This is a genomic window from Kineosphaera limosa NBRC 100340 (assembly GCF_000298215.1).
Lineage (GTDB): Bacteria > Actinomycetota > Actinomycetes > Actinomycetales > Dermatophilaceae > Kineosphaera > Kineosphaera limosa.
In genome coordinates this window covers 56,353-83,341 of record NZ_BAHD01000005.1, presented here as the reverse complement: position 1 = coordinate 83,341, position 26,989 = coordinate 56,353, and the positions used below count along the sequence as shown (strand labels likewise).

Annotated in this window: 26 protein-coding genes and 1 pseudogene; 16 read left to right on the top strand and 11 right to left on the bottom strand. The window is 68.8% G+C overall.

From position 1 onward, the window contains the following. Positions 1-144 precede the first annotated feature (144 nt). Both KILIM_RS02240 and KILIM_RS02235 read left to right on the top strand, forming a co-directional pair. On the top strand, positions 145-3,249 hold the full coding sequence (locus KILIM_RS02240; protein WP_006590986.1) for a Tn3 family transposase: 3,105 nt from the start codon (positions 145-147) through the stop codon (positions 3,247-3,249). After that, a complete protein-coding gene (locus KILIM_RS02235) occupies positions 3,249-3,653 on the top strand; it encodes a hypothetical protein (RefSeq protein ID WP_006590985.1) in 405 nt (134 codons plus the stop codon). Before KILIM_RS02240 ends, KILIM_RS02235 begins: the two co-directional genes overlap by 1 nt. Before the next feature lie 45 nt (positions 3,654-3,698). On the opposite strand, the gene KILIM_RS02230 is transcribed toward KILIM_RS02235, so the two are convergent. Then, positions 3,699-4,088 (bottom strand): heavy metal-responsive transcriptional regulator, encoded by a 390-nt coding sequence (locus tag KILIM_RS02230; RefSeq protein WP_006590984.1) that lies wholly within the window; start codon positions 4,086-4,088, stop codon positions 3,699-3,701. A 105-nt stretch (positions 4,089-4,193) separates the two neighbouring features. Here KILIM_RS02230 and merA point away from each other — a divergent pair, with 105 nt between their 5' ends. The 3 genes and pseudogenes from merA (at position 4,194) to merB (ending at position 6,344) form a co-directional block, all read left to right on the top strand. After that, the gene (merA, locus tag KILIM_RS02225; protein WP_006590983.1) at positions 4,194-5,618 is read left to right on the top strand and encodes a mercury(II) reductase; all 1,425 of its coding nucleotides are present in this window, start codon (positions 4,194-4,196) and stop codon (positions 5,616-5,618) included. Positions 5,619-5,685: 67 nt separating this feature from the next. Next, positions 5,686-5,852, top strand: a pseudogene (locus KILIM_RS24835) (alkylmercury lyase); the annotation flags it as partial. A 12-nt stretch (positions 5,853-5,864) separates the two neighbouring features. Next, positions 5,865-6,344, top strand: coding sequence for an organomercurial lyase MerB (gene merB / locus KILIM_RS02220; RefSeq protein WP_006590982.1), 480 nt, complete (start codon positions 5,865-5,867; stop codon positions 6,342-6,344). A gap of 246 nt (positions 6,345-6,590) precedes the next feature. On the opposite strand, the gene KILIM_RS02215 is transcribed toward merB, so the two are convergent. Both KILIM_RS02215 and cmtR read right to left on the bottom strand, forming a co-directional pair. Next, positions 6,591-7,193 carry a cadmium resistance transporter gene (locus KILIM_RS02215; protein ID WP_006590981.1) on the bottom strand — a complete coding sequence of 201 codons (603 nt, stop codon included), beginning with the start codon at positions 7,191-7,193 and terminating at the stop codon, positions 6,591-6,593. After that, positions 7,190-7,549, bottom strand: coding sequence for a Cd(II)/Pb(II)-sensing metalloregulatory transcriptional regulator CmtR (gene cmtR, locus KILIM_RS02210; protein WP_006590980.1), 360 nt, complete (start codon positions 7,547-7,549; stop codon positions 7,190-7,192). The genes KILIM_RS02215 and cmtR overlap by 4 nt, the downstream gene beginning before the upstream one ends. Positions 7,550-7,662: 113 nt before the next feature. Between cmtR and KILIM_RS02205 the strand changes: the two genes are divergently transcribed. From KILIM_RS02205 to KILIM_RS02190, 4 genes are all read left to right on the top strand, one after another. Then, on the top strand, positions 7,663-9,477 hold the full coding sequence (locus KILIM_RS02205; RefSeq protein WP_255247592.1) for a TnsB C-terminal domain-containing protein: 1,815 nt from the start codon (positions 7,663-7,665) through the stop codon (positions 9,475-9,477). Next, positions 9,471-10,406 carry a TniB family NTP-binding protein gene (locus tag KILIM_RS02200; protein WP_006590978.1) on the top strand — a complete coding sequence of 312 codons (936 nt, stop codon included), beginning with the start codon at positions 9,471-9,473 and terminating at the stop codon, positions 10,404-10,406. The genes KILIM_RS02205 and KILIM_RS02200 overlap by 7 nt, the downstream gene beginning before the upstream one ends. Then, complete coding sequence (locus KILIM_RS02195) at positions 10,403-11,662, top strand: TniQ family protein (RefSeq protein ID WP_006590977.1); 1,260 nt, start codon at positions 10,403-10,405, stop codon at positions 11,660-11,662. The genes KILIM_RS02200 and KILIM_RS02195 overlap by 4 nt, the downstream gene beginning before the upstream one ends. Positions 11,663-11,769: 107 nt before the next feature. Beyond that, complete coding sequence (locus KILIM_RS02190; protein WP_006590976.1) at positions 11,770-12,384, top strand: recombinase family protein; 615 nt, start codon at positions 11,770-11,772, stop codon at positions 12,382-12,384. A 376-nt stretch (positions 12,385-12,760) separates the two neighbouring features. On the opposite strand, the gene KILIM_RS02185 is transcribed toward KILIM_RS02190, so the two are convergent. The 5 genes from KILIM_RS02185 to KILIM_RS02165 all read right to left on the bottom strand — a co-directional run bounded on the left by KILIM_RS02185 (position 12,761) and on the right by KILIM_RS02165 (position 16,380). Then, positions 12,761-13,240 (bottom strand): DUF6326 family protein, encoded by a 480-nt coding sequence (locus KILIM_RS02185; RefSeq protein WP_006590975.1) that lies wholly within the window; start codon positions 13,238-13,240, stop codon positions 12,761-12,763. Between the two features lie 155 nt (positions 13,241-13,395). Next, the gene (locus KILIM_RS02180; protein WP_255247591.1) at positions 13,396-14,031 is read right to left on the bottom strand and encodes a hypothetical protein; all 636 of its coding nucleotides are present in this window, start codon (positions 14,029-14,031) and stop codon (positions 13,396-13,398) included. A 142-nt stretch (positions 14,032-14,173) separates the two neighbouring features. Beyond that, the gene (locus KILIM_RS02175) at positions 14,174-14,674 is read right to left on the bottom strand and encodes a hypothetical protein (RefSeq protein ID WP_006590973.1); all 501 of its coding nucleotides are present in this window, start codon (positions 14,672-14,674) and stop codon (positions 14,174-14,176) included. 3 nt (positions 14,675-14,677) lie between these two features. Continuing rightward, positions 14,678-15,400 carry an ABC transporter permease gene (locus tag KILIM_RS02170; protein ID WP_217997029.1) on the bottom strand — a complete coding sequence of 241 codons (723 nt, stop codon included), beginning with the start codon at positions 15,398-15,400 and terminating at the stop codon, positions 14,678-14,680. Positions 15,401-15,465: 65 nt separating this feature from the next. Further along, a complete protein-coding gene (locus KILIM_RS02165; RefSeq protein WP_006590971.1) occupies positions 15,466-16,380 on the bottom strand; it encodes an ABC transporter ATP-binding protein in 915 nt (304 codons plus the stop codon). 134 nt (positions 16,381-16,514) lie between these two features. Here KILIM_RS02165 and KILIM_RS02160 point away from each other — a divergent pair, with 134 nt between their 5' ends. Beyond that, positions 16,515-17,657 carry a sensor histidine kinase gene (locus KILIM_RS02160; protein WP_006590970.1) on the top strand — a complete coding sequence of 381 codons (1,143 nt, stop codon included), beginning with the start codon at positions 16,515-16,517 and terminating at the stop codon, positions 17,655-17,657. Further along, positions 17,654-18,310, top strand: a complete 657-nt coding sequence (locus KILIM_RS02155) for a response regulator (protein WP_006590969.1) — start codon at positions 17,654-17,656, stop codon at positions 18,308-18,310. Before KILIM_RS02160 ends, KILIM_RS02155 begins: the two co-directional genes overlap by 4 nt. A gap of 205 nt (positions 18,311-18,515) precedes the next feature. On the opposite strand, the gene KILIM_RS02150 is transcribed toward KILIM_RS02155, so the two are convergent. Together KILIM_RS02150 and KILIM_RS02145 are read right to left on the bottom strand one after the other, a co-directional pair. After that, positions 18,516-18,953, bottom strand: coding sequence for a DUF6326 family protein (locus KILIM_RS02150; protein ID WP_006590968.1), 438 nt, complete (start codon positions 18,951-18,953; stop codon positions 18,516-18,518). 136 nt (positions 18,954-19,089) lie between these two features. Then, positions 19,090-19,953 carry a CPBP family intramembrane glutamic endopeptidase gene (locus KILIM_RS02145; protein ID WP_006590967.1) on the bottom strand — a complete coding sequence of 288 codons (864 nt, stop codon included), beginning with the start codon at positions 19,951-19,953 and terminating at the stop codon, positions 19,090-19,092. Positions 19,954-20,086: 133 nt separating this feature from the next. Between KILIM_RS02145 and KILIM_RS02140 the strand changes: the two genes are divergently transcribed. The 5 genes from KILIM_RS02140 (at position 20,087) to KILIM_RS02120 (ending at position 25,358) form a co-directional block, all read left to right on the top strand. After that, entirely contained in the window at positions 20,087-21,241 is a 1,155-nt protein-coding gene (locus KILIM_RS02140; protein WP_006590966.1) for a sensor histidine kinase, read from the top strand. Between the two features lie 4 nt (positions 21,242-21,245). Further along, on the top strand, positions 21,246-21,896 hold the full coding sequence (locus tag KILIM_RS02135; protein WP_006590965.1) for a response regulator: 651 nt from the start codon (positions 21,246-21,248) through the stop codon (positions 21,894-21,896). After that, complete coding sequence (locus tag KILIM_RS02130) at positions 21,893-22,264, top strand: nuclear transport factor 2 family protein (RefSeq protein WP_006590964.1); 372 nt, start codon at positions 21,893-21,895, stop codon at positions 22,262-22,264. The genes KILIM_RS02135 and KILIM_RS02130 overlap by 4 nt, the downstream gene beginning before the upstream one ends. Before the next feature lie 461 nt (positions 22,265-22,725). Continuing rightward, a complete protein-coding gene (locus KILIM_RS02125) occupies positions 22,726-24,432 on the top strand; it encodes an N-6 DNA methylase (protein WP_051988595.1) in 1,707 nt (568 codons plus the stop codon). Continuing rightward, positions 24,429-25,358, top strand: a complete 930-nt coding sequence (locus KILIM_RS02120) for a hypothetical protein (RefSeq protein ID WP_006590962.1) — start codon at positions 24,429-24,431, stop codon at positions 25,356-25,358. Before KILIM_RS02125 ends, KILIM_RS02120 begins: the two co-directional genes overlap by 4 nt. Before the next feature lies 1 nt (position 25,359). Here KILIM_RS02120 and KILIM_RS02115 read toward each other — a convergent pair whose 3' ends face one another. Continuing rightward, on the bottom strand, positions 25,360-26,712 hold the full coding sequence (locus tag KILIM_RS02115) for a hypothetical protein (protein WP_051988601.1): 1,353 nt from the start codon (positions 26,710-26,712) through the stop codon (positions 25,360-25,362). Positions 26,713-26,989 lie beyond the last annotated feature (277 nt).

Below are 26,989 nucleotides of genomic sequence, written 5' to 3'. Positions count from 1 at the left end.
CCGCGCGAACGCGGCACCTCTCCGTCCATTCTGACCGGGGAACACCCCGGGGGGCCAACGGAGTCCGGGGTCGAGGAGGATCGGAACAGGATTGAACGCTAGGCGGGTGCCGGGTGGGCTGGCCTACGGCTAGGTTCTTCGCCCATGCCGGTGGAGTTCTTGAGCGATGAGCAGGTGGCGGCGTTCGGCCGGTTCAACGGTGTTCCGTCGGGGCCAGAGCTGGAGCGGTTCTTCTTCCTCGACGACGCGGATCTGGATCTGATCGCGAAGCGACGGAACTCCCACAACCAGCTGGGCTTCGCGCTGCAGCTGGGTACGGTGCGGTATCTCGGCACGTTCTTACCGGACCCGCTCGAGGTGCCGTGGACGGTGGTGGACTACCTCGGGGCTCAGCTGGGGATCGAGGACCCGTCGGTGGTGAAGCGCTACACGGAACGATTGCCGACCCAGCATGAGCATCGGCGGGAGATCCGCGACTTGTACGGCTTCCGGGACTTCTCCGACCCCAGTGTGGCGGCCGGGCTACGGGAGTTCGTGGCAGGCCGTGCATGGACCCATACCGAGGGCCAGTTGGCGCTGTTCAATCAGTCGGTGGCGTGGCTGCGTCGGCATCGGGTGCTGCTGCCGGGAGCGAGCGTGTTGGCGCGACTGGTCGCGAGTGTCCGAGAGGATGCCACGGACCGGATGCACCGGACCCTTGCCGCGGCCGCGGCCGGTGCAGATCCGGCGATGCCCGGGAGGTTGCTGGGCTTGCTCCGGGTCGCCGATGGGCAGCGGTTCTCGGAGTTGGAGCGGCTGCGTCGGTCACCGACGCGGACGTCGGGGAGGGCGATGACCGCGGCGTTGGACCGGGTCTCGGATGTGTTGAGCGTGGGTGCGCGGGCTGCGGTGACGCCGACGGTACCGCCGAGCCGTCTGGTCACGTTGGCGCGGTACGGGCTGACCGCGAAGGCGCCGGCTATCAGGTTGCTGGCCGAGCCACGGCGGACCGCGACGCTGTTGGCCACGGCTCAGGCGTTGGAGACCGCGGCGGTCGACGATGCGCTGGACTTGTTCGACGTGTTGATGGCGTCCCGGTTGATCAGCGCGGCGAGGCGATCGTCGGCCTCGGAGCGTCTGGCGTGGATGCCGCGTCTTGAGAGGGCCTCGGTGACGCTGGCCCGTACGGCGCGGGCGTTGCTGGACGCACTGGACGAGGCTGACGCCGGCGGACAGCTTGATGTCGCGGCGGCGTGGGCCGTGGTCGAGCGGGTCGCCCCCCGTGAGCAGGTCACCGCTGCCGCGGCCCTGGTCGACGAGCTGGTACCGGACGACTATTCGGGTGAGGCCGCGATGCGGGAGGCCCTGGCCGCCAAGTACGGCGTGGTTCGTCCGTTCCTGGAGTCGCTGGCCGAGGCGCTGCCGCTGCAGGCCACTCCTGCGGGCCAGGACCTGTTGCGGGAGGTGCGCCGGTTGCCGGACCTTGCGCGGCGCCGGACGTCGGTGCGGCCGTTGACCCATGCCGACGTTGCCGAGGCTGTGGTGATGCCGGCGTGGCGCCGGGCGGTGTTCACCAATCCTGACCTGCCCGCGGGTGCGGTCGATCGTGACGCCTACGTGTTGTGCGTGCTGGAGCAGCTGCACCGGGCACTTCGCCGCCGCGACGTGTTCGCGGCCCCGTCGCTGCGCTGGGCCGACCCCCGAGCGCGGTTGCTCGACGGCACCGCCTGGCAGGCTGTCAGCGGCGAGGTCCTGACCGGCCTCGGCCTGACCGACCCAGTCGACGAGCACCTGGCCGATCTGGCCGCCGCGCTGGACATCGCGTGGCAGACCCTGGCTCAGCGGCTCGAGGCGGCCGGCCCCGATGCCAGCGTCCGGATCGTGCCGGCCGGAGCCGAGGGCAGGGTGCGGCTCTCGGTCGAGCGGCTGGAGGCGATCGGGGAACCATCCTCACTGAGCGAGCTGCGTGCGACGGTCGCAGCGATGCTGCCGCAGGTCGACCTGCCCGAGTTGTTGTTGGAGGTGCAGGCGTGGACGGGGTTCCTCGACGAGTACGTCCACGTCGGTGAACTCGGCACCCGGATGGAGGATCTGCCGGTGAGCGTGGCGGCGCTGCTGGTCGCCGAGGCCTGCAACGTGGGACTGACCCCGGTCACCAAGCCGGCGGTGCCGGCGCTGACCCGCGACCGGCTCTCCCACGTCGACCAGAACTACCTGCGCGCCGAGACCCACTCTGCGGCCAACGCCCGGCTCATCGAGGCCCAGGCCGGTGTCGGTGTGGCCCAGCTGTGGGGCGGTGGCTTGATCTCCTCGGTCGACGGGCTGCGGTTCGTGGTGCCGGTGCAGACGATCAACGCCGCCCCCAGCCCTCGCTACTTCGGGCTGCGCCGCGGCGTGACCTGGCTGAACGCGGTCAACGACCAGGTCGCCGGCATCGGCGCCGTCGTCGTACCGGGCACGATGCGCGACTCGCTACACATTCTGGACGCACTGCTGAACCTCGACGCCGGGCCGAAACCGGACATGGTGGCCACCGACACCGCGTCGTACTCCGACATCGTGTTCGGGCTGTTCCGGATGCTCGGCTACCGGTTCTCCCCGCGAATCGCTGACCTTTCCGACCAGCGGTTCTGGCGGGCCCACCTGCCCGGCGCACCGGCCGGCGACTACGGCCTGGTGAACGGACTCGCCCGGAACAAGGTCAACCTGGACAAGATCCGAGCGCACTGGCCAGACATGCTTCGGGTGGCCGGGTCCCTGATCACCCACCGGGTCCGGGCCTACGACCTGCTGCGGATGCTGGGCCGCGACGGGCACCCGTCCGCCCTTGGGCAGGCGTTCGCCGAGTACGGACGGATCGCCAAGACGCTGCACCTGCTGGCGCTGATCGACCCGGTCGACGAGGGTTACCGGCGTAGCGTGCACCGCCAGCTCACCGTGCAGGAATCCCGGCACCGGCTGGCCCGGAAGATCTTCCACGGCCAACGCGGTGAGCTGCGCCAGTCCTACCGCGAAGGCCAAGAAGACCAGCTCGGCGCTCTCGGCCTGGTCGTCAACGCCGTGGTGCTGTGGAACACCCGCTACATCGACGCTGCTGTGGCGAGTCTGCGCGCTGCCGGGCATGAGCTGTCCGACGAAGACGTCGCCCGGCTGTCGCCGTTGGGCCACGTCCACATCAACATGCTCGGCCGGTACAGCTTCGCTGCCGGGGTCGGGGCCGGGTTGCGGCCCTTGCGTGATCCCGCTGCCGGCGACGAGGACAGCGCCTGATGCGCCGCCGCGATATCGCGGTCGGCGAGGCGTATGCGGTGCGGCCACGCACAAGGGATCGGCTGCCCGCCCGGGTCGTGGTCACCGCACTCGAGACCCGCGCCGTGCGATGGGTCCACAGCGACACTGGTCGTGCAGGCCGCTGTCTCCTCCGCGACCTGCTCGGCCCGTGGGAACCTCACGAGGCCGCAGACCGGCCTGCCAGCGACCTCGTCGACCGGCTCCGGGCACTTCCGCCTGAGCAGCGCTGGTTCGAAGCCGTCCACGTCGGCTACGGCGGCTACGGCGGCTACGGCGGCTACGCCAACTTCGGGGTTGTCGTGCACCTGTCCCTCACGCAGGCCGCGAAGATCACGGCGCCAGGACATGTTTCCCGACCCGCCGCCGGCGTGATTAGGAGTTGACGCACGTCAAGGGCCCACTGGAGCGGTCAGTCGATCTGGTCACTGTTACAGGTAGCGGCAGACCTGGTCGGCGCTGCACGACTCGGGTTCGGGCTGGGCCGCTTGGTCGCGCAGCTCGGCGATGGTGTCGCGCAGCGCGGTCAGCTGGGCGAGCTGTTGCTCGATGTCCGTCAGGCGTGCGTCAAGCAGGTCGCGCACGTGGCCGCAGGGGGCCTGGCCGTGGTCGCGGATGTCGAGGATCTGTCGGATCTGGGCCAGCGTGAGCCCGGCCGCCTGGCCCCGGTGGATGAAGTCGATCCGGGCAACTGCCTCAGGCGTGTAGTTACGGTAGCCGGCCGCGGTGCGCTCGGTCGGCAGCAACAGCCCCTGGTCTTCGTAGAACCGAAGGGTCTTCGTCGTCGTGCCGGCCGTCTCGGCGAGCTCACCGATCCGCATCTCGTTCTCCAATGTGTTGCAGGTCGCAGTTGACCTTCCCCTGTACTGGAAGGTCCAGTATTGCCGCATCGGATGAGTTTCCCAACCAACCGGGGAGGTATCGCGATGGGTTCGGAGTACGACCTGGCCGTGATCGGGTCAGGTGGCGGAGCGTTCGCTGCGGCGATCCGCGCGACCGGGCTGGGGAAGTCGGTGGTGATGGTCGAGCGTGGCACGTTCGGCGGCACGTGCGTGAACACTGGGTGCGTGCCGTCGAAGGCGCTGATCGCTGCCGCTGAGGCACGCCACGTCGCCGGGGACGCGAGCACCCGGTTCCCGGGCATCGCCACCAACGCGGGACCGGTGGACATGCCGGGCCTGGTCCGCGGCAAGCAGGACCTGGTCGAGGCCCTGCGGGGAGAGAAATACGTCGACGTGGCCGACTCCTACGGCTGGCAGGTCCGCCAGGGCGACGCCTCGTTCGCGGGCACCCCGGACGCGCCGCTGCTCCACGTCACCGCACCTGACGGCAGTGTCGAGGTCATCGAGGCCGCCCACTATCTGGTCGCCACCGGCGCGAAGCCGTGGGCCCCGCCGATGAAGGGTCTGGAGGAGGTCTGCTACCTGACCTCGACGTCGGCGATGGAGCTGACCGAGGTGCCGGAGTCGCTGCTGGTGCTCGGCGGCGGGTACGTGGCGCTGGAGCAGGCCCAACTGTTCGCCCGGCTGGGATCGAAGGTGACCCTGCTGGTGCGGTCGCGGCTGGCGTCGAAGGAGGAGCCGGAGGTTTCCAAGACGCTACAGGAAGTCTTCGCCACCGAGGGCATCCGGGTGGTCCGCCGCGCGGTCGCAACCAAGGTCGCCCGTGACGCACCCACGGGGCAGGTTGTCGCCATCGCCGAGGTGTCCGGCGGTGTGCAGGAGTTCCGCGCAGACCAGGTCCTGGTTGCGCTGGGACGGCGTCCGGTCACCGACGGCCTCAACCTCGACTCGGTGGAGGTGAAGACCGGCGAGGCCGGGGAGATCGTGGTCACCGACCAGCTGCAGTCCTCCAACCCGCGGATCTGGGCCGCCGGCGATGTCACCGGGCACCCCGAGTTCGTCTACGTCGCGGCCGCCCACGGCACGCTGGTCGCCGAGAACGCCTTCGCCGCCGCCGACCGGTCGGTGGACTACACCCGACTGCCGAGGGTGACGTTCACCAGCCCCGCGATCGGCGCAGTCGGGATGACCGAGGCCCAGGTACTCGCGGCCGGGATCCGCTGCGACTGCCGGGTCCTGCCGCTGGACTACGTGCCCCGGGCGCTGGTCAACCGCGACACCCGCGGGTTCATCAAAATGGTCGCCAACGCCGAGTCCGGCGAGATCCTCGGCCTGACCGCGGTCGCCAAGGACGCCGGCGAGCTCGCCGCCGCCGGCGTCCACGTCCTGGGCAAGACCATCACCGAGGTCGCCGACGCCTGGGCGCCCTACCTGACCATGACCGAGGGTATCCGGATCGTCGCCAAGGCCTTCAGCACCGACGTCTCGAAACTGTCCTGCTGCGCCTGACCCGCACGCCAGACAGCGCACGCCAGACAGCGCACGCCACCCATCTACCAGAAGTGGAGGAATCGCAATGTCGAACCTCAGCACCGACCTGACTGACCGGCTCACCCGCTCCGAGGAGACCGGCCTCGACCCCGGCCTGCTGATCCCCCTGTTGCGGCTGCTCGTCGACGGCGACCTCGTCACCCTCGACCAGCTCGCCGCCGCATCGGGCCGCCCCTCGACGACGTACGCCGTGGTCTGGCCGCCGTGCCGGACACCGAGTACGACGACCAGGGCCGGATCGTCGGCCAGGGCCTCACCCTGCGTCCCACCGCGCACCGGTTCACCGTGGCCGGCGAGGAGCTCTACACCTGGTGTGCCCTCGACACCCTGATCTTCCCCGCACTGCTCGAACGCGCCGCGACCGTCGTGTCGACCTCCCCGGCGAGCGGTGACACGATCCGGGTCACCGTCGACCCCACCTCCGGTGTCACCAGCCTCGAGCCGGCCACCGCCGCGGTGTCCCTGGTCAACCCCGACCAGATCAGCTCTATCCGCTCCTCGTTCTGCAACCAGGTGCACTACTTCACCTCCCCCGAGGATGCCGCCGGCTGGCTCGCCGAGCACCCCGAAGCCGAGGTGGTCACGGTGGCTGAGGCGTTCCAGCTCGGCGCCGCCCTCACCGCCGGCCTGCTTGGCCGCCTCCGGGCCGACCACGCCGGGGCCGAGGCCCGCCACTGCTGCTGACACACGGCCGACCACGAGAGCGAGACCACCGATGACATCCAGCCGCGACAACCAACCAGGGGGCGGCGGCCTGCTCATGGCCGCCGGAGCCGGACTTGTGGCTTCGTTCGCTTGGTGGCGGGGTTTTTGCAGCGCTCCGTGGCGGTCTTGTTGCCGCGATCACGCAGGACTGGCTGCAGGTAGGTGTCGCGGTCTGAACCGAGAGGGGTGCGCCCGGTCGGGGCCGTTTGGATCGCTGCCGCTACGTCAGAGTCCGAAGGCTCCGCCGCTGACGAGGATCACGATTCCGAGGCCGATGAGAACGATGGGGAAGAGGATGTGCTCCCAGCGTTCGAGCACTTCGGCGATCGGGGGGCGGGTGGCGACGAACTTTGCCAGGGCCACCAGGACCACGACGAGCGCGAGGAAGACGATGCAGTAGGCGACTACTGCGAGAGGTTCCACGCTGAGGAAGACAGGGGTGTAGGCGCCGATGTTGTCGCCGCCGTTGGCAAGGGTGACGCCTGCGACGGTCCACACGCCGACCTTCTTGCCGGCAACCTTGGCCTCGTCGTCATCGTCGTCATCGTCTCCGCGCCAGGCCTGCCATGCGGCCCAGAGGCCGAGGCCCAGAGGGATGAGACCGAAGTACGGGATGGCTGCCGAGGGCAGGAATGCTCCGGCACCGATGGTCACCAGGACCGCGGCACCGAGGATGCCGGCGAATCCGAGGTACTGGCCGGCCAGAATGCGGGCGGTAGTGCCGCGCTGGCCTGCCCCTCGCGCGAAGAAGAGGGAGAGCACGATGATGTCGTCGATGTTGGTCGCTGCGAACAGGCCCATCGCCTGCAAGACCGAGGTGAGGATCATGCGCCCTCCCCAGCTGCGTCGCATCCGGGAAGCGAGCAGGCGGGATCGATGCACGGGGCGTCTTCGTCCACTGCCAGGGTGGCATCGACCAGTGCCGTCAGCGCCTGCGCCAGGTGCGAATCGGCGATCTCATATCGTGTCCGACGACCCTCGGGCTCGGAGACGACGATCCCGCAATCGCGCAGGCATGCCAGGTGGTTGGACACGTTCGGGCGTGTCAGGTCCAGATCTCGGGCCAGTTCCGCCGGGTAAGCGGGATGGTCGAGCAGGGTCAAGATGATCCGGGATCGAGTGGGGTCGGCCAGTGCACGACCCAGGCGGTTCATCACGTCGAGACGCGAAGCAATAGTCAGCATGGACTGAACTATACAGCGCGCACTGAACACTCGGTCACAGGCGTCAGCCCAGATCGCATGCCCGTAAGGGGAACCCTCACCGGACACCACCGCTACTGATCGAGAGGATGTGAATGTCCGAAGTCTTCTGCGCGATGCTGTGCGCGTTGGGCATGGAGTGCTCAGGACTTCGAGCTTCTGGCGTGTCCGTACCCGTGTGCACGATGCGTCCGTTGTTCCATAGTCCTGTGCACGACGACGCCGTCGATGAGGATCGGGTTCCTGAGCGCGGCCTGCTGACCGTTCCCGATGAGGTGTGGACGTTGGCGGTGCGCCGGGCAGAGGTGATCGGCCCGCTGGCCGAGGCGGGAACGGCCGGTGAAGAGGCGGTGAACGCGGCAGCGGCTCAGCTGGGTGTCTCGCGACGGCAGGTCTATGTCTTGCTGCGTCGGTGGCGTGAGGGACGCGGTGTGGTCTCCGATCTGATCCCAGGGCGCTCCAGCGGTGGACGCGGCGGGCAGCGGCTGGCGGCCGAAGTCGAGGCGGTCATCCGGGAGGTGCTGCGCAAGCACTACCTGACCCGGCAGCGGAGGACGACCGCGGCCGTCCACCGGGAGATCGGGCAGGTCTGCCGCGCCCGCGGGCTGCCGGTGCCGTCACGCGGCGCGATAGTGCGCCGCATCGCCGGCCTTGACCCACACGCCGAGAAGATAGCCCGTGAGGGAGCAGACGCCGCCCGGGCGCTGGAGTCCGCCGGTGGGCAGGTGCCACCGATCGCCGAGGTGCTGGAACAGGTGCAGATCGACCACACCGTGGTGGACCTGATCGTCGTCGACGAGCGCCACCGGATGCCGATCGGCCGGCCGTACGTGACGGTCGGGATCGACGTCTTCTCCCGGTGCATCGTGGGTCTGGTGATCACGTTGGAGGCGCCTTCTGCGTTGTCGGTCGGGTTGTGCCTGGCGCACATGGTCACCGACAAGCGGGCCTGGCTGGAACGCCTCGGGGTCGAGGTGTCGTGGCCGATGGCCGGCAAGCCGGGCGAGCTGTACCTGGATAACGCCGCGGAGTTCAAGAGCGAGGCCCTGCGGCGGGGCTGTGAGGAGCACGGGATCGCGTTGCGGTACCGGCCGCCGGGACGCCCGCACTACGGCGGCATCGTCGAGCGGGTCATCGGCACGCTGATGGAGATGGTCCACGAGCTGCCCGGTACGACGTTCTCCAACCCGGCTCAGCGCGGCAGCTACGACTCCGAGGCGAGGGCCGTCTTGACGGTGGCGGAGTTGGAGAAGTGGCTGGCTCTGGCGGTGGCGAGCTACCACGGGCAGGTCCACGGCACGACTGGCCAGACCCCGCAGGCTCGCTGGGCCGCCGGCATCGAGCGCGGGACACCGATGATGGTGGCCAACGAGACGGCGTTCCTGGTGGACTTCCTGCCGGTGATCCGCCGGACGCTGACCCGCACCGGGTTCGTCATCAACCACGTGCGCTACTTCAGCGACGCGCTCAAGCCGTGGATCGCCCGCCGGGACCGGCTGGACCGGTTCGTGATCCGGCGGGACCCCCGCGACATCAGCCGCATCTGGGTGCTCGACCCCGACGGTGCGTCCTACCTGCCGGTGCCCTACCGGACGCTGTCACATCCGGCGGTGAGCGTTTGGGAGCACCGCGCCGCGGTGCAGCGACTCCGCGAGCAGGGCCGGGCGCAGGTCGATGAGGAGATGCTGTTCCGGATGGTCGAGCAGATGCGCACCCTCACCGACACCGCCGCCTCCGCCACGCGCAAGGCCCGCCGTGACGCTGAACGCCGCAGCCGGACGGGCGGTGCCCCGCCAGCCAAGCCTGCCGCCGCACCTCCGCCCGACGACATTCCGGCTGACGGCGCCAGCAGTGCCCGCGCCGCGGATGCGGGGTCGGCGGCGCCGTTCGAGGTGATCGAGCAGTGGTGAACGGGGGCGGCTCCTGGGTCGGCGAGGACCCTGAGGGCGATGGCCTGGATCATCTGCATGTCAGCGCTCAGGCCGTGGCGCGGTTGCCAGCGGACGAGCGGTTGCGGCACGTGCGGGCGGACCGGTGGATCGGCTACTCCCGCGCGACCGCCGCGCTGGAGCGGCTGGAGAGGCTGTACACGTGGCCGGGCAAGCAACGGATGCCGAACCTGCTGCTGATCGGCCCGACGAACAACGGCAAGTCGATGATCGTCGAGAAGTTCCGCCGGCTCCACCCGCCCACCTCCAACGCCGATCGTGAACAGATACCGGTGCTGGCGGTGCAGATGCCCTCAGACCCCTCGGTGATCCGGTTCTACGTGGCACTGCTGGCCGCGCTGGGAGCGCCGCTGCGCCCGCGCCAGCGCCTGGCCGAGCTGGAACAGGTCACCCTGACGCTGCTGCGCGCGATTGGGGTGCGGGTCCTGGTCATCGACGAGCTGCACAACCTGCTGGCCGGCCGCGGCGAGACCCGGCGCGAGTTCCTCAACCTGATCCGGTTCCTGGGCAACGAGCTGCGCATCCCGTTGGTCGGGGTCGGCACCCAGGAGGCCTACCTGGCGATCCGCTCCGATGACCAGTTGGAGAACCGCTTTGAGCCGTTCACGCTGCCGCGGTGGGAACCGAACGAGGAGGCCCGTTCGCTGCTGGCCAGCTTCGCCGCCGCCTTCCCGCTGCGCCGACCCTCGGCGATCGCTACTGAAGACATGGCCCGTTACCTGCTCTCCCGCAGCGAGGGCACGATCGGCGAACTCACCCACCTGCTCACCGACGCCGCAGTGGCCGCGATCGAGTCCGGTGAGGAGGCGATCAACCAACGCACCCTGCTCCTGGCGCCCTACGTCGGCCCCACTGAACGCCGCCGGATGTTCGAACGCGAACTGGCATGACCCGCTGGCCGCTGCACCCGCCGCCCGGTGAGGGTGAGGCGCTGACCTCGTGGCTGAACCGACTGGCCGAGGTGTACGGCCTGAGCGTCGACGACCTCCTCCGGCACAACCTCGCCGCACCGGGCGCCGACCTTCCCAATCAGCAAACCCTGGACCTGGACCCGCCACCGTGGCTGCTTCCAGCGCTGGCCGAGCGCACCGGCACACCGCTGGACCGGCTGCGCCGGATGACGATCGCCGGCTGGGTGCCCTGGCTCCTGGACTCCCTCGACCCCGAGCCGGTTCCCGGGGCAGCGTTCGACACCTACGTCCGGCAGGACTCGGTGCTCCTCACCGCCACGGAGCGGCCCGGACGGCAGGTGCCCGGCTGGCGGGCTTGGTTGCCGACCGACCCCAAGCGCGGGCCGCTGCGCCGGGCCTGCCCGACCTGCCAGGGCACCGCCGCGGACGGCACCTTCGGTTTCACGCTCGTGTCCCAGCTGCCGCTGACGCTCAGCTGCCCGCAGCACAGCTGCCGCCTCGAAGCCGCCTTCGGCGGCCTGGGCGCTTTCGTCGCGTGGGAGAAGCCGGACACCCGCCCCCGCCCAGCACCGGCTCCCGTCGTCGCCATGGACGCCCGCACCCACCAGGGCCTACGCACCGGCGCCGTCCCCCTGCCGCGCCGACCCGTGCACGCAGGGGTGTGGCTCCGGCTGCTGCGCACCCTCATCGACGAGCTGTCCACCCCGCTCTCGGCGCTGGGTACCGGCTCCCGACGCACCATGAAACTCATCTGGGAGATAGCCGGTCAGCCCCCACGAGCCGGCATCACAGGTCCCTGGCGCCCCTACGAGGCGCTGCCCTGGCCCGCGCAGCAGATGCTCCTCGAAGCCGCCGCCACCGCCCTGCACCTCATCGAAACCGGCGAGGCCACCGCCCACGGCACTCTGGCCCCGCTGCTGACGCCCGCACCCCGCCGGCACGTCCCCGCCGGCACCCCGCCCCCTCCCCGCGGGCGTGACTACTGGCAGGAGGCCAGGGACGCGATCGAGCAGGCGGTTGCCCTCGCTCGTCACGACCCCGCCGCCGCCCACCAGCTCCTGTCCACCCTCACCGCCCTGACTGGCAGCGAGACGGCCTTCCACCGTGTCCGCGACGACCTGATCGCCCTCGGCGTCCCAGCCCACCATCTACCACGGACGCTGGCGGAAGCAGAGGGCAAGCCGAACCTTGAACGGCCGCCCCATGTCTGTCACTTCTTGAACAAACACCCTTGACGGGACGTAGAATAGGTGACGGATTGAGTGACACTCGCGCGATGGTCGGGAGTCGTCCTGCAAGGTGTCACGCAAACGGTCGTATAAGTGATGGATGGGAGGCCCTCGTGCTGGTCGGGTACATGCGGGTCTCCAAGGCCGACGGTTCCCAGACCACCGACCTGCAACGCGACGCCCTCCTCGCCGCCGGCGTCGACCCGGACGCCCTGTACGAGGACAAGGCCTCCGGCAAGAAGGACGACCGTCCCCAGCTGACCGCGTGCCTGAAAGCCCTCCGGGACGGCGACACGCTGCTGGTGTGGAAGCTCGACCGGCTCGGGCGGGACCTGCGCCACCTGGTCAACATCGTCCACGACCTCACCCAACGCGGCATCGGACTGAAGGTCCTGACCGGGCAGGGCGCGGCCATCGACACCACCACCGCCTCCGGCAAGCTCGTCTTCGGCATCTTCGCGGCCCTGGCCGAGTACGAACGGGAGCTCATCTCCGAGCGCACCATCGCTGGCCTGGCTGCCGCCCGCGCCCGCGGCCGCAAGGGCGGGCGGCCGTTCAAGATGACCCCCGCTAAGGTCCGCCTCGCCGCCGCATCCATGGGTAAGCCGGGCACCAACGTCACTGACCTGTGTAAGGAACTCGGCGTCACCCGCCAAACCCTCTACCGGCACGTCTCACCCACCGGCGAACTCCGCGACGACGGCCACAAGATCCTCACCCGCCGGTAGAGCAAGGACCGTTCGCGGCTGCGCCGTACGTCGTCCCCGTCCCGGCGATCACCACCGGACGGCCCAAACGGACAGCGTCCACGGCCGTGGCGCCGCTGACCTGCGCCGCCGCCGTAGCAGGTTCCTGTTGCGGATGCCCCGCGCGCTTCGTGGGATGCCTCATCCGCGGACGCGTCCGCCACGGAGGAAAGGACGGTGTCCGCTGCAGTTCGGGCACTTTGTCGCGGCTCGGTAGGTGCGGGACGAGTTGCGGCCGGCGTCTTCCCATGAGTCATGAGCGAAGTCGCCGGACACTCCGACGCGATCCCAACACGCACCACCGATTACTGCTCGGCGAGGCGAGGTCCAGACCCCGCCTCGCCGAGCGGTTCCGGCGTCAGCCGCGGACAGACCCACGCGTCATTGAGCCGTGGTACGCCGGGGCCGCCGCGACGCGCGGCCAAGCCCATGCCGAGCGCAGGATACACACGAGCAAGCCGAACTCGACCGCGAATCCGAGGCCGTGATAGATCAGCCACTCGTCGCCGACCAGGTTGAACCCCATCCAGGGGACCATCAAGGCGGCAATGACGAGGTTGACCGTACGGTTGGCTCGGGCCGGGAGCATCGCCGAGAGGAGAATCATCAGAATCGGGATCACCGAAGCCCCAAGCGCGCTGACCGCGAAGGTCTGGGTGATGTCGAACTCCCATACCCTCCCCTTGAGGATTCCCTCGACGAATCCGGGCTTATAGAGGCCCAGCACGTCGACGTAGACGTAGAGGAACATGAAGCTGGTCCAAGCTGCCGCGAGCTTGGCCTGGGTCGGGAGCCGAGGGTTCTCGAACTCGCCGAGTGCTGCTGTCTGGGTGGTCATGGTGACCTCATCTCTCTCATAGGTGGTGTGAATGCACCAACCTTGTCTGTCTCTACCTGTCACTGCCTCAGCCCGCAGGCCGTTGATGGCTCGTCCTAAAGGACGGTTCTCGGGGCTTGGACGGTCGACTCCATCCGCGCCAGAGGGCCAGGCGCTCACCTGCTTCCTGCCCGCACCAGGCGTACGCCGGCCACCAGCAGCCATGCGAACCAGGCAAAGAAGCCGGGCATCCCCAAGAACAGGATCGCTGAGCCGTCAGCGATCGCGAGAGTGCCGGCGCCTGCAGCGATCAGCAGGGATCCGCCGGTTAGGCCGAGCCAGCGTGTCCATCGCGGGGTCACCCCGCCCGAGTGCGCAGCGAGCGAAGCACCGATGAAGACGGTACCCAGCGCGGGCAGCGACAGCGCGAAGGCTGCGGCGTGCATCCGCCAGGCCAGCTCGAAGGCAGGGCTCGACTGTGTGAGACCGTCAGCGGCCAACGTCGTACCGACCCACAACACGGCGTAGCTCGCGAGTGCCGTTGCCAGGGTCGCCCCGGCCAGCATGGCCAGACGAGACCAGTCCGCGCCCCCTCGTTCTCGATGCTTGACGAGCCCGTGAAGGCCAGTGAGGAAGCCGAGCAGCAATGGAAGGTTGAGCGCCTCCAGTCCAACCGCGACCGCCACGGCGGGTCGGTGCTGCGCGTGGAAGGCGAGCACCTCCGTCATCGGAGCGGCATAACTGGGGGCGCCTGCCGCGATCACCACCGCGTTCTGGACCACCAACGATGCGAACAAGCTGACGGCGAGCACACCGACCACTCGTTCTCGTGATGATGAGGAGGTATGCGGGTCGGCCAGCCGGCCCTTCGTGGCGGCGGTGCCTGTGGTGTGAGGTTGCATGGGTCTGTCCTTTCATCGGTCGCGACAGGGCTGGGGGAGCCAGCGCGACCCGCTAGTCGCAGGTGCTCTCGAATTGATCGCGCGGCACGGTCTCGCCCGAGTCGCCGACCAGTACGTGGCCGGCAGTGAGCTGCGTGAGCCATCGCGGTGCGACGACCACTCCGCTGCCGTCCAGTTCAGTGGTGGTCGAGGCGGCGTTGACGCTGACCTCGCCCCGCTGCGGCCATGAGATCCCAGCGCCGCGCCAGAGCCGGGTCGGAGCGGCGGGATCCAGGGTCGTCAGCCCTGACGTGGCCGGGTCTGCCGTCCATCGGCCGATCTCGCCGGTGGCGTCCGACACGATGACTTCATCGAGGGCTCGATCACACGAGATCACCACGAGCACGGGCTGCCCCCGGTCGTCCACCGCGACACCGACCCGGCCCGAGACGGCACTGGCACACCCGGCTGTCAGGAATGCCGCCGAGCAGGCCAGCACCGCCAGCGCGAGGCTGAGTCGACCACGTGCGACGATTCGGAGGGTGAGGACGCGAGCCGAGAAGTGAAGGGACATCGGCTACTTCACCTCTGATCGACGAAGCAGGGTCAGGCCGGCGGCGAGGGGCACGATGATCCAGATCGCGGTGGTCGATGCGAGCTGAGTCCATTCCTGTGCCGACGAGATCTCGCCCGTGAACAGCATCTCTTGCGTGACGCTCCAGTCGATCCACGGCTGGAGATCAGCGAACCATTCCCTGACTTGTGCCAGCAGGATGAGGACGCCGGGGAGTACAAAGGACAGCACGAAGTAGCCGACGATGGCCGCAGGAGAATTGCGGAACACCACTCCCAGGGTGAAACCGATGGCCATACCGACCAGGTTGCCGAGGATGATCTGCGCAGCGACGGCCAGTCCGATGTTCCACACGGTGTCGGTGCCGACGATGGCCGAACCGGCCAGGTTGCCGACCGCCCCGAATACGCCCGCCAAGAGCATGGAGGTGACGCCGACGACGAGGGTCGCGATCGCCTTGGCGCTGATCACCTTCGCTCGACTGGGCACGAGCGTGAAGGTCGTCAGTCCGCTGCGCTGGCTCCATTCGCTGGTGACGCCGAGGATCGCGATCATGGGCAGGATCACCGACATCGGAAAGCCGAGCGCCGACGCGAAGGTCAGGTAGTTCACATCCCTGTCCGGGGCGAACACGATGACCGCGACGGTGGCGACGACCGAGAGGACGCCAATGCTCATCAGCAGCCAGAAGCCCGAGCGCGTGTCAAACATCTTGCGCAGCTCCACGCCAATGATGCGGCCCAGAGGGATGGGAGTCACGGGTGGGCGAGCATGCGCCCTCGCCGGGGCGCTCACGCGACCAGTCCTTCAGAGACGCCATTCTCGCGCTGTGAGTCTGCGGTGAGCTCGAGGAAGAGCTGCTCCAGGCCGGCGCTGTCGGCGGAGCGCAGTTCGCACAGCGCGACGCCGGCTGCGAGAGCGACTTGGCCGACGTGGTGAGGTTCGGCATGGACGTGGAGCGCACCCCGGAGTGACCGCGAGGCGTCGATGCCGGCTTCGGACAGGGCAGCTGCCAGCAGGGTGTTGTCGTCGCAGGACACGACCGTCCCGGCCGCTGACAGCAGTTCCTCCTTGGTGCCCTGAGCGACGATCCGGCCGTTGCCGATCACGATGAGGTCGTCTGCGACGACCTCGATCTCGTGCAAGAGGTGCGAGGACAGCAGCACCGTCCCACCCTGATCGGCGTACTCACGCAACAGTTCACGCATCCAGCGGATACCGGCAGGGTCCAGACCGTTGGCTGGTTCATCGAGGATCAGGACGGCCGGGTCACCGATGAGTGCGGTAGCGATGCCGAGGCGCTGCCGCATGCCCAGGGAGTAGTGGCGGACCCTTCGATCCGCCTCCTTCTCCGTCAGCGACACCCGGCTGAGCATCTGGGTCACCCGGAGCGTCGGCTGACCCATGGTGCGCGCCGCGATGGTGAGGATCTCCCTGCCCGTGCGTCCGACGTGCTGGGCCGAGGCGTCGAGGAGTGCGCCGATCTCCAGGCCCGGGTTGGGCAGGTCGGCGTATCGGCCACCGAGGACCTCCACCGTGCCGGAGGTCGCGGGGCTCAGCCCGAGCATGATCCGCATCGTCGTCGACTTGCCAGCCCCATTGGGCCCCAGGAATCCGGTCACGCGGCCCGGGTGGGCGCTGAACGAGACATCGTCCACGGCGCTCACGCCGCGATAGGTCTTGGTGAGGTGGTCCACGGTGATCATGACCAGAAGCGTCACGGGGATCCGGCGCGCGCAGCATCGGCATCGAGGGCGGTCCTCTCCCGGCCATGAGGACGAGCATCGACTCGTTCTTTGGGCCGATCTGCGCTGCGTTCCGCGATCTCTAGTCTGCGGGTGTGCTCACTCACGCCCTGCGCTCGCTCTGGAAAGAGCCGCCCGCCTCAGACCCGCCGGCACGCGGGCGGCGCGACTGGGCACTGGTGGCGGCCGTCATGGTGTCGTCCCTCCTTGAGGGCACTCTCGGTCCGGGCATCAGCTGGCGGCCGGTCGTGACGATCGTCGCGCTGACTCTTGCACCGGTGCTGCTGTGGCGGCGTACGCACCCCCTGGTCACCGTCATCGTGGGATTCGGCGTGGGCACGGCCCTCGGGCTGGTCGGCTCCTTCGCCGGTGAATCCGGCGTCGGTCTTGCCACGATGGTCTTTGTGCTTGTTCTCGCCCACTCGTTGACCCGCTGGGGGTCGGGTCGTCAGATCGTGATCGGTCTGGTGGTGGCAGTCCTCGCCGCCGCAGTGAGCATCCTCACCGACTACACCGGTCTGGCTGAGGCCTTCGGTGGCCTCGGCATCCTCGCAGCCGCCGTGGCCAGCGGTGCAGCGTTGCGCCTTCGAGCCGAGAGTGAGCGCCGCGCACGCGAGCAAATCCGCAACCAGGAACGCGTCGATCTGGCCCGCGAACTGCACGACTCGGTCGCCCACCACGTCTCCGCGATCACTCTGCAGGCACAGGCCGGTCGGGCCGTAGCCTCGCAGCGGCCCGAAGCGGCGCTCGAGGCACTCGCCGTCGTCGAGGCCGAGGCGACGCGGACCTTGGCCGAGATGCGAGCGATGGTGCGGGTGCTGCGCGACGGGCAGCCCGCGGAGTACGCACCACAGCCACGCAGCGCCGACCTGGCCGCCCTGGCCCGCCGTGAGCCGAGCCCCGTCATCGACGTCGAGGTGGCTGGCGACCTGTCCGACCTTCGACCCCAGGTCGACGCGGCCATCTATCGGATCGCACAGGAGTCGGTGACCAACGCTCTGCGCCACGCGCGGGGCGCCACGCGTGTGCAGGTCTCGGTGACCCAGAGTGCCTCCGCCGTCCGGCTGCGGGTTAGCGACGACGGCCACCCCGAGCCGGCCCGCGCGACGACCCACGGCTTCGGCCTGGTGGGGATGTCGGAGCGCGCTCAGCTGCTCGGCGGCACCCTGCACGCCGGACCCGCTCCCGACGGCGGATGGATCGTCGACGCCGAACTGCCCAAGGAGCTCTCACGATGACGGTGCGCGTGTTGGTGGCCGACGACCAAGACCTCGTACGCACTGGCCTGACGATGATCCTGGACGCCCAGCCCGACATCGAGGTGGTCGGCCAGGCCGCGGACGGCACGTCCGCCGTCGAGTTTGCACAGCAGTTGCGTCCCGACGTCTGCCTGGTCGACATCCGCATGCCGGGGCTGGACGGCATCGAGGTGACCGAACGCCTGGCAGGGCGCGGTGTCGCCGACCCCATGGCGATCGTGGTCATCACCACGTTCGACTTGGACGAATACGTCCACGGGGCCCTGCGAGCCGGCGCGCGAGGGTTCCTCCTCAAGGACGCCGGGCCGGAGTTACTCGTCCAGGCGGTTCACGCTGCTGCCATCGGCGATGCCCTCATCGCACCGAACATCACGCGACGACTGCTCGCGACTCTCGCGGCCGGGTCACCGGCCACGACCCCGGAGCAACCGGTCGAGCCGCTCACACAGCGTGAGGAGGAAGTGCTGCGGCTGGTGGCCCGCGGCCGTACCAACGCCGAGATCGCCGCCGACTTGTTCATCAGCCTGACTACCGTCAAGACCCACGTCGCGAGCCTGCTGACCAAGATCGGCGTACGCAACAGAGTCGAGATCGCCATGTGGGCCTATGAGACCGGACGGGTGGGGCACTAGAACTGACCATCGCACGCCACCGCGCCGAGCCAAGTGCGGGGCCGCCAGGAGGCGCTTGTCACGCGGAGCATGACCAGTACGGGACCCTCGGGTTGGTCCGCGAGCCCATCGGTATGCGATCTTGGTGAGTGACCGCACCGATTGCCTGCCAGGCGTGGGCCGCGGAGGCACGCGAGGTGACTCAAGCCGCTCCGGTCACCGAGGTTCAGCGCCAGCGGTGCGCGACACGGGCGATCGTCACGAGCAGCACCAGCTCGACACTGCTACCGATCAGGTAGTACACCCATGTCTCGCCCACCATCCCGCCGACGATGGTGAGCGCGTAGGTCGGCGCCAGCGCGAGGTTCGCGAGTCGATTGGGTCGGTGCGGGAGCAGGAGGCACCCAGCCACCATCAGGCTCGGGATCAGGATGTACAGCGTCGTGAGGACCAGGAAGGTCTGGTCGACTGCGAACCCCGGTCCCGCCACCTCGCCGGCCAGGGCGCCGTTGATCACGTCGGCGCGGAAGAAGCCGAAGATGTCGACGTAAGCAAACACGAACAGCATCGCGGTCCACAGACCGCTGAGGACCAATCGGCGGTCGAGCGGTTCGTAGGTCGGAACGGGCGCGGTGGGCGGCGGCAGGGCGGGGGCGTTGGACATGACGGGGATGATTCCTTTCGAGGAGGTGCGGGTGCGGTGCACGTGCACCGAGGGTGAAGGTCGACCTGGTTCTCGACGTCCCCGTCCGCTGCCACAAGCAGCCGGACTGGACCTGTGGCTAGACGCACGGGACCGCTCAACCCAGCACCAGGAGCAGCGTGAGGGCTCCCAGCACGATGGTCTGGACGCTGTGCACGCAGATGCCGATCAGTGCGCTCTGGTAGCGACTGGCGGGGTAGGAGATGAGGAACGCGTCCAGGAGACTGGTCGGGATTGCCCATGGGGTGTGGAGGTGGTAAGCGGCGAACAGGACGCCATTGGCAGCCCAGTTCCCTCGGCCGAAGGCTTCTCGCATGCGGGGCAGCAGCAGGCCGCGGAACAGGAGTTCCTCCCCCAGGACGGTGTTGAAGATCATCATGGTGAGGATCAACGCGAACCAAGGCCAGTTGCCCAGCAGGAAGTCTTGGCCTGCGCTGGATTGAAGGAACGCCCCGAGGTCGCGGTCGTCCGGTGATGGGAGGCTCGGCAGTTCCTCGGTGGCGGCCACGAGCACGACCAGCGGGACGAGGAGCCACCAGAGTCGACCGCCGCGGCGTCCGTTGCGGGGGTTACGCGGCGGCCGCAGCCACAACGTCTCCTTGGCTACCGACCAACTTAGCGTCCCCTGCTCATGGCGCAGGGCGCCCAGCACGAGGGCGAACTGCCACACCAGGCCCGAGGTGAGACAGACCAGGATCGCGCGGGGCCAGGCGCTCGGTCCCTCGAACGCGTCGGCCAGGAGGGGAGCCCCCACCCAGGCCAGCGCCGCCATCGGCAGGGCTGCCGCAGCCCACGTGCCGAGGACGCGGCGGAGCGAGTACTGCGGGATCGATGGCAGGTCACGTGCGTGAGCAGGACCCGGCGTGACGGTGGCACCAGGTCCTAGTCTCATCTGTCCGGGGGCAGCGGCTATGAGCCCTGTCCCGTCGTCGCGGGTCATCGGCTCCTGAGGCAGGTCCATGCCGACGACGCTAGGAAGTGAACAGGGTCCGGCGCGTCCTCCGAACGCCGTCGCCTGGATACGACCACCCGAGGAGACGGCGTCCTACCAACGTAGGACGCTGGGGCGCCGGCGACGGCGATAGTTTGGCCGGGTGCGGCGACTGCGGGCGTTCCTCCTCGACCATGGCTTGGACGCGGTCCTCGTGTGCTTGGCGACCGGGGCCGCCCTGACTCTCACGACGCGCCCGACCAGCACTGACGACGTCGCGGGCGTGCTGCACGCTGTCGCGGTCATCGTCATGATCCTGGCGCTTACGCTTCGCCGTCGAGCGCCCTTCGTAATCCCGGCAGGTGCGTGGTTGTCGAGCGCCGTCCTCTCTCTGGTCGACGGCTCGTTGATCGTCGGCCAAGCCTCTCTCTCCATCGTGGGCATGATCTCCGCCGTGCTCCTGGGTGACCTGCGAGACCGGAGCCAGGCCCGTGCGGGGCTCGCCGTCGTGGTGGCCTCAGCGGCGACCGTGGCCTACCAGGACCCGACCCACACTCCGGGCGATCTGTTCTTCATCCCCGGACTCTTCGCCGCGGGGTGGCTGGTGGGGTTCGCACTGCACGCCCGCACCGAGCAGACCCAGGCCGCGGAGGAGCGCGCGGACAGAGCGGAGTTGCAGCGTCGCAACGAGGCGCGGGTGGCAGTGGCTGAGGAGCGAGCCCGAATCGCTCGCGAGCTGCACGACGTGGTCGCCCACGCTGTGAGCGTGATGGTCCTGCAGGTGGGGGCACTGAGGCACCGGCTGCCCCTCGAGGACAGCACGAGCCGGGAGGCCCTGCGCAATGTCGAGGAGGCCGGCCGGGAGGCGCTGACCGAGATGCGCAGGCTGCTGGACGCCATGCGCCACGAGGGCGAGCCTCTCGACCTCGCCCCCCAACCCGGCCTCGGAGAGATTGTCGCGCTACTGGCCTCGGTGCGCGCTGCCGGGCTGGACACCGATCTGCACGTCCATGGCGAGGCCGTCGATCTCCCGCCCGGACTGGCGGTCTCGGCCTACCGCATCACCCAGGAAGGCCTCACCAACGTCATCAAGCACGCCCACACCCACTATGCCGAGGTCCACCTGCGCTACAGCACCGATGGCCTCGAGCTGGAGGTACGGGACAACGGCGACGGACCGGCCGCGACGGACGGCCTCGGTCACGGCTTGGTCGGGATCCGCGAACGGGTCGCGCTCTACGGGGGGAGCATGACTGCGGGCGCCAGGGAGACCGGTGGCTTCGCCTTGCGCGCACGACTCCCGCTGGGCCCGGGCTGACGGCGTGAGCATCAAGGCGTTGATCGTCGACGACCAGGGGATGGTCCGCGCGGGTTTGCGCATGCTGCTCGACGTGGAGCCGGACATCGAGGTGGTCGCCGAGGCGAGCAACGGCATCGACGCCGTCGTACGCGCTGCCCGCTACCGACCGGACGTCGTCCTCATGGACATCCGGATGCCCGAGATGGACGGCCTCGAGGCGACTCGCCGAATCTTCGCCGCCGACGATGACGCGAGAGTCCTCATCCTGACCACGTTCAACCACGATGACCTTGTGTACGAGGCCCTGCGTGCCGGTGCCAGCGGTTTCGTCCTCAAGGACGAGCCTCCCGAGCAGCTCATCGCCGCGGTGCGCACGATCGCGGCCGGAGACGCCTTGCTGTCCCCCTCGGTGACCCGCAGCCTCATCGCTCACTTCACCAAGGACCGTCGAGAGCCACGACCACCCGCGCTCGACACCCTTACCTCCCGGGAGCTCGAGGTCTTCCGGCTCATCGCCGCCGGTCTTTCCAATGCCGAGATCGGGCGCGAGCTCTTCATCAGCGACACCACCGTCAAGACGCACGTCACCCGACTCCTGCGCAAGCTCCAGGTCAGGGATCGCGCCCAAGCGATCGTCCTGGCCTACCACCACCACGTGTTCGAGACTCGATGACAGGGAAGGACGCCATGGACCTCGTGGACGCCGAGCGCCACCTCCATGCAGCACAGCGCTGCGGAGACCTCGACGCACTGGATGCCCTCCTGCACCCGCGGGTCGTCGGAGCCGGCCCCGACGGCGCGCTCTTCACCAAGGCGGACGATCTCGACACCTACCGGTCCGGGTCGCTCCGGATCCTCCGGCTCGAGGAGGAGGCGGTCACCGTCCGAGACGAGGGCAAGACGGGTGTGACCGACCTCATCGCCACCGTGGAGGCGATCCACGACGGCACGGAGACGGTCGCGCGGCTGCGCTACACCCGGCTGTGGGTCCACCAAGACAGCCGGTGGCGTGTCATCGCCGCGACGTACGCCCCTCGCTGAGGCGCCGGGTGTGAGCCCGGACGCGGTCGTTGCGTCGGGACCTCGGTCCGGACAGCACTTCCCCTGTGCCGTCAACCGCGGTGAACGCGACCCTGAGTGTCAGATCACCGCAAGGGGATCGGCTTACGAAACGCCTCCGCCCGCCTGGCCAGTGCACCGCCAGATAGCGCAGTGAGAACACCGCCACCTACCGCTGCCAGTCACACGCGACGGTGTCGTGAGCGCGAGCCGAGGTGTTGCAGTGGGGTACACCCCAGAGAAACACCTCAGAAATTGCGGCGTAGGTCGGTCGCGGGCAGGTAGGGCGCCCTGAGGCGGTCCATGTTGTGGAGGTCGAGTGCTGGTTCTGGTAGCCGAGCGCGACGGCCGCGAGCTTCTCAGAGACGAGCCCTCAGCGACACGATCGTCCGTAATCACGCCGTGCGGCCCGGGCGGCAGCCGTGGTGGGGGAGACTGCGACGGTGAGTACCGTCGAGCACGTCGACACAGACGCCCTGAGGAAGGCGAGGGGGGCGTTCTTCACCCCACCGGAGGTCGCCGCCTACGTGGCCCGTTGGGCTGTGCGGAGCGCAGCAGATTGCGTGCTCGAGCCGTCCTGTGGTGAGGCCGCGTTCCTGCTCGCCGCGCACGAGCGGGTCCAGACCTTCCCGTCGGTCGGGCCTACACGGCTTGATGGGGTCGAGCTGCATGCGGCATCAGCCCATGTGGCGCGCGCCGTGTTGCGTGCTGCTGGCGCGTCCGCCCGGGTTCGCGTGAGTGACTTCTTCGCCGTCGAGCCGGAGCCCTCGTACGACGCTGTGATCGGAAACCCCCCGTACATGCGCTACCAGGACTTCGCTGGTGCCGACCGCGCGGCATCACGTCGCGCGGCGCTACGCGCCGGCGTTGCCCTCACCGGCTTGGCCTCGTCGTGGGCGGCGTTCACCGTGCACTCCGCGCTGTTCCTGAAGCCGGGTGGCCGACTCGGCCTCGTTCTGCCCGCCGAGCTGCTGTCAGTGAACTACGCCGCACAGGTCCGCGAGTTCCTGATGCGCCGCTTCGCCCGTGTCCGGCTCGTGCTGTTCACCGAGCGCGTGTTCCCCGGTGTGCTCGAGGACGTGGTACTCCTGCTCGCAGAGGGCAGCGGAGGAACCGATCATTGCGAACTGCTCCAAGTGCAGGACGCTGACGCACTGGCCGAACTTGACCCCGAAACAGCCGCGGTCTGGACGCCCACGAGCACGAGCGGCAAATGGACCTCGGCTCTCCTGCCGACCGCCAGCGCTGCGGCGTATGCGGCCGCGACCACCGGTGCGGGCTTCTCGACGTTGCACACCTGGGGTGAGACGACCCTGGGGATGGTGACCGGTGCGAACAAGTTCTTCACCCTGACGCCGGCACAGGCTGCGAGGCTCGGCCTGGCTGACGACGAGCTGCTTCCCCTCAGCCCGCCCGGGAGTCGCCACCTGCGCGGTCTGTCATTCACTGCGCACATGCGCGCGGAACTCGGCCGCGAGGGGTCCGCCACCCTCCTGTTTCGCCCGCCCGCTGATCCCAGCCCTGCGGCCCAGGCCTACATCCAGCAGGGCGAGGAAGAGGGCGTCGACGCTGCCTACAAGTGCCGCGTGCGCAGCCCGTGGTGGCGCGTCCCGCTGGTCGTGCCCGCCGACCTGCTCCTGACCTACATGAACGCTGACACCCCGCGCCTGACGACGAACACGGCCGGCGCGCACCACCTCAACAGCGTGCACGGCGTCTACCTGACTGACGAGCATCGGGTGCTCGGCCGCGAGCTGCTGCCGCTGACGTCCTTGAACTCCGTCACGCTTGTCGGCGCAGAGATCGTTGGCCGCGCGTACGGGGGCGGGATGCTCAAGCTGGAGCCCCGCGAAGCCGACGACCTGCCGGTGCCGTCACCGGCGGGTGTGCTGGAGTGTGCCGACGCGCTGCGCGCCGTGCGCCCGCGCGTACGCGACCACCTGCGCGCCGGCCGGCTCCTGGATGCCGTGCGGCTCGTCGACCAGGTGATCCTCCATGACAGCTCGGCTCTTGACGCGGCCGGCATCAGCGACCTCGAGCAGGCGTACGCCATGCTCGCCGCTCGCCGACGGGCACGCGGCACGAAAGCTAAGGACCGTGTCTCACCGCACGCAATGGCGCTGTCACGGCGTGCGCAGGACCAGGCGTGAGCAAGGAAGACGCGTTCAGCGCGTTCGACGCCGCACTGGCGACGACGCCCACCAGTGACCCGTGGCTCCATGCCGAAGACGAGGTCCCCCGGTACGGGCCCGACTACGACCTGCTCGGCAGACTGCTGACCTACCCGATCCGAAGCGGCAGCGTGTCCGAGTCGGGCCGGTTCGCCAAGGGCATCGACGCCTGGCTCGCACACGAGCTGCGACGGGCCGGCTTCCTCGTCGACGAGGTGTGGCCGCGGGCCACCCGGCCGCGAGTACTGCCCCGCGACCTCGTGCTCTTCGTCGACAAGCTCCCCAAGGGTCTGAGCGAGCAGGTGCGACCCCACCTCGAGCGCATCACCACCGTCGCGCCGTCCGACGCCCGGGTCCTGGGCCGGGCGTACTACAAGCAGATCGACGTCTGCATCGCGCGCTGGGACCGCGGTCCTGAGCTGTTGCTGAGCACCAAGGCGCAGGTCTCGTCCTTCGGCAAGAACCTGCCCAACAGGTTCGAGGAGGCCTACGGCGACGCGGCCAACCTCCGCGGCCGCTACCCGCTCGCCGCGACCGGGTTCTTCTTCCTCCAACGCGACACGATCCTCACCACGGAAAGGGAAGCGTGGGAACGCACCAAGGACATGATGAGCAAGCTGCGCGACACCGACGGCCGCGGCGGCTACACAGCCACCGGGCTTGCGCTGGCCCACTGGGACGACGCCCTGCCGGCCGAGGAGCGTGTCGTCACCGTCAACGTCGACGACGTGCCCCCGGCGCTGCGCCCTGACCAGTTCCTCGACGCCATGATCCACCAGGTGCTCGACGTCACCCCCGTCGTGCACCACCCACGAGTTCGAGAGCTTCGCGAGCGGCGCGACCTGGCCGTACCGGAGCCGCAGGGCACCACCGACGACACCGAGGAGACCGGCACGCTGCGCTAGTTCACGCCCGAGCCGCGGCGACCAGCTTCTTGATCTTGGTGTCGCTGGCCAACTTGTCGGGGGTCGAGGTGAACGCGCGGATAGCCTGCATCAGGGCCCGGTCGACCGGCGCTGTGAGCTTCGGGGCGAGGATGTCCAGCAGCGCCGCCCACCGAGACTGACCGACTGTCGACCACAGCTGGGCGGAGACGGTGGGGAGGGTGAAGGTCCGCAGCGCCATACCCGCTTGCCGCGAGTCGAGTCGCCGCAGCATCGCCTCGTAGTGCTCGACCGCTGCCCAGCTGACGCCGTACTGGTTACCCAGGAAGGCCTCCACGACCGCCTCGAGATACTTGTTCTCGAGGGCGGTCGGTACGTCCCCGCGTGGACCGATGAGATCCGAAAGGGCCTTGGCAGGAGCCGGCTCGGTGTTGAAGTTGCTCCACCCTCGATGTGCCGCCGTGAGTGCGTCGATGGCGGCATCGATCTCGACCGCACGCTCTGACTCGGGGAGGTAGGCCGTGCCGCCGACCAAAGCGAGAAGTTCGCGACCAGCGGCGGCCTTCGCCGTGTCCAGACTCGCGGTAAAGCGACCAATCTTGATCCCGAAGTTGCCGCGCGCCTGCGCGGACACGAACGTCCACAACAGCGGCCAGAGGCGTCGGACGTTGTCCGCCACGAGCGGCGCCTGTGACTGATCGACGTACAGGCCGAACAATCCGGTGGCGAGCAGGTCAGCCCGCTCGGCTGGCATGTTGTCAAAGAACGCGGCGGCCTTCGCGGCATCCTCACCTGTGATCGGCTGCGCTCGGACGTTCGCCAGCAGGCGCTTCGTCTCTGCGGTGATGTTGTCATAGGGGAGCAGGATGACCTGCCGGACACAGACCTCAAGCCAGTTGGCAAGGTCAAGCCCAGTGAGCTCGACCTGGTTAGGGTGCGCTGCCGACGCGAAGTTCCGCATGTACCGGATGTGGTCGAGACGCGCGTACCCGGTCGCTGACAGGAGGCCGATCTGCAGTGCCCCTTTGAGCAGGTCGAAGTCGTCGACCTTCGTAAGGTCTTCTTCAGTCGACAGGTGCTTGCGGCGATCCGGCGACGGCACGGCGACGTCGTAGAAGTAGGCAAGGTCGTAACTGATGACGCGACGCCGGAGTTCTCCGACCGTCTCGTTCCACAGGTAGTTGAGGGCGGCGTCGAACAGGCCAGCGCTAGCGGCCGCAATCATCTTGCTGATGTACGCGGACCGGCCCCGCTCGGTCACCGGAAGGCTGGACAACGCCATGCCGATGGTTCGTAGTGCCTGCTCGCGCTCGTCGACGGGGACAAGCACGTTGGCGGTGGGAAGGCCAGCGCCCGCCAACTGGTCGAGGAGCATCCTCTCGAAGCGGAGCAGGTCGTCGTGTACGCCGACGACCTCTCCATGAGGGCCGCTGGGAACGAGTTCGCTCACTGTTCGAGTGTGGCCTATTCAGGCGCGACGGCGAGGCGAAGTGCCGAAACGGGCGGGGATCTTGTTCGACTCGCCGCAGAACGATCGCTTTCGTACCAAGGTCGCGCGGCTAGCCGAGGGGGTCTGTCAATGTCCGAAGTCGTCTGCACAAGTGACCTGCGTGTTTGGGGTCGGGTGAACAGGGGTGTGGCCGTTCGGCGTG

What these genes read in the sequence shown, in the direction of transcription:
- KILIM_RS02235 (WP_006590985.1), top strand. Translation starts at nt 3,249, where the DNA reads ATGCGCCGCCGCGATATCGCGGTCGGCGAGGCGTATGCGGTGCGGCCA.
- cmtR (WP_006590980.1), bottom strand. Translation starts at nt 7,549, where the DNA reads ATGCTGACTATTGCTTCGCGTCTCGACGTGATGAACCGCCTGGGTCGT.
- KILIM_RS02155 (WP_006590969.1), top strand. Translation starts at nt 17,654, where the DNA reads ATGACGGTGCGCGTGTTGGTGGCCGACGACCAAGACCTCGTACGCACT.
- KILIM_RS02215 (WP_006590981.1), bottom strand. Translation starts at nt 7,193, where the DNA reads ATGATCCTCACCTCGGTCTTGCAGGCGATGGGCCTGTTCGCAGCGACC.
- KILIM_RS02185 (WP_006590975.1), bottom strand. Translation starts at nt 13,240, where the DNA reads ATGACCACCCAGACAGCAGCACTCGGCGAGTTCGAGAACCCTCGGCTC.
- merA (WP_006590983.1), top strand. Translation starts at nt 4,194, where the DNA reads ATGGGTTCGGAGTACGACCTGGCCGTGATCGGGTCAGGTGGCGGAGCG.
- KILIM_RS02150 (WP_006590968.1), bottom strand. Translation starts at nt 18,953, where the DNA reads ATGTCCAACGCCCCCGCCCTGCCGCCGCCCACCGCGCCCGTTCCGACC.
- KILIM_RS02175 (WP_006590973.1), bottom strand. Translation starts at nt 14,674, where the DNA reads ATGTCCCTTCACTTCTCGGCTCGCGTCCTCACCCTCCGAATCGTCGCA.
- KILIM_RS02205 (WP_255247592.1), top strand. Translation starts at nt 7,663, where the DNA reads ATGTCCGAAGTCTTCTGCGCGATGCTGTGCGCGTTGGGCATGGAGTGC.
- KILIM_RS02195 (WP_006590977.1), top strand. Translation starts at nt 10,403, where the DNA reads ATGACCCGCTGGCCGCTGCACCCGCCGCCCGGTGAGGGTGAGGCGCTG.
- KILIM_RS02115 (WP_051988601.1), bottom strand. Translation starts at nt 26,712, where the DNA reads ATGCTCCTCGACCAGTTGGCGGGCGCTGGCCTTCCCACCGCCAACGTG.
- KILIM_RS02240 (WP_006590986.1), top strand. Translation starts at nt 145, where the DNA reads ATGCCGGTGGAGTTCTTGAGCGATGAGCAGGTGGCGGCGTTCGGCCGG.
- KILIM_RS02230 (WP_006590984.1), bottom strand. Translation starts at nt 4,088, where the DNA reads ATGCGGATCGGTGAGCTCGCCGAGACGGCCGGCACGACGACGAAGACC.
- KILIM_RS02130 (WP_006590964.1), top strand. Translation starts at nt 21,893, where the DNA reads ATGACAGGGAAGGACGCCATGGACCTCGTGGACGCCGAGCGCCACCTC.
- KILIM_RS02165 (WP_006590971.1), bottom strand. Translation starts at nt 16,380, where the DNA reads ATGATCACCGTGGACCACCTCACCAAGACCTATCGCGGCGTGAGCGCC.
- KILIM_RS02145 (WP_006590967.1), bottom strand. Translation starts at nt 19,953, where the DNA reads ATGGACCTGCCTCAGGAGCCGATGACCCGCGACGACGGGACAGGGCTC.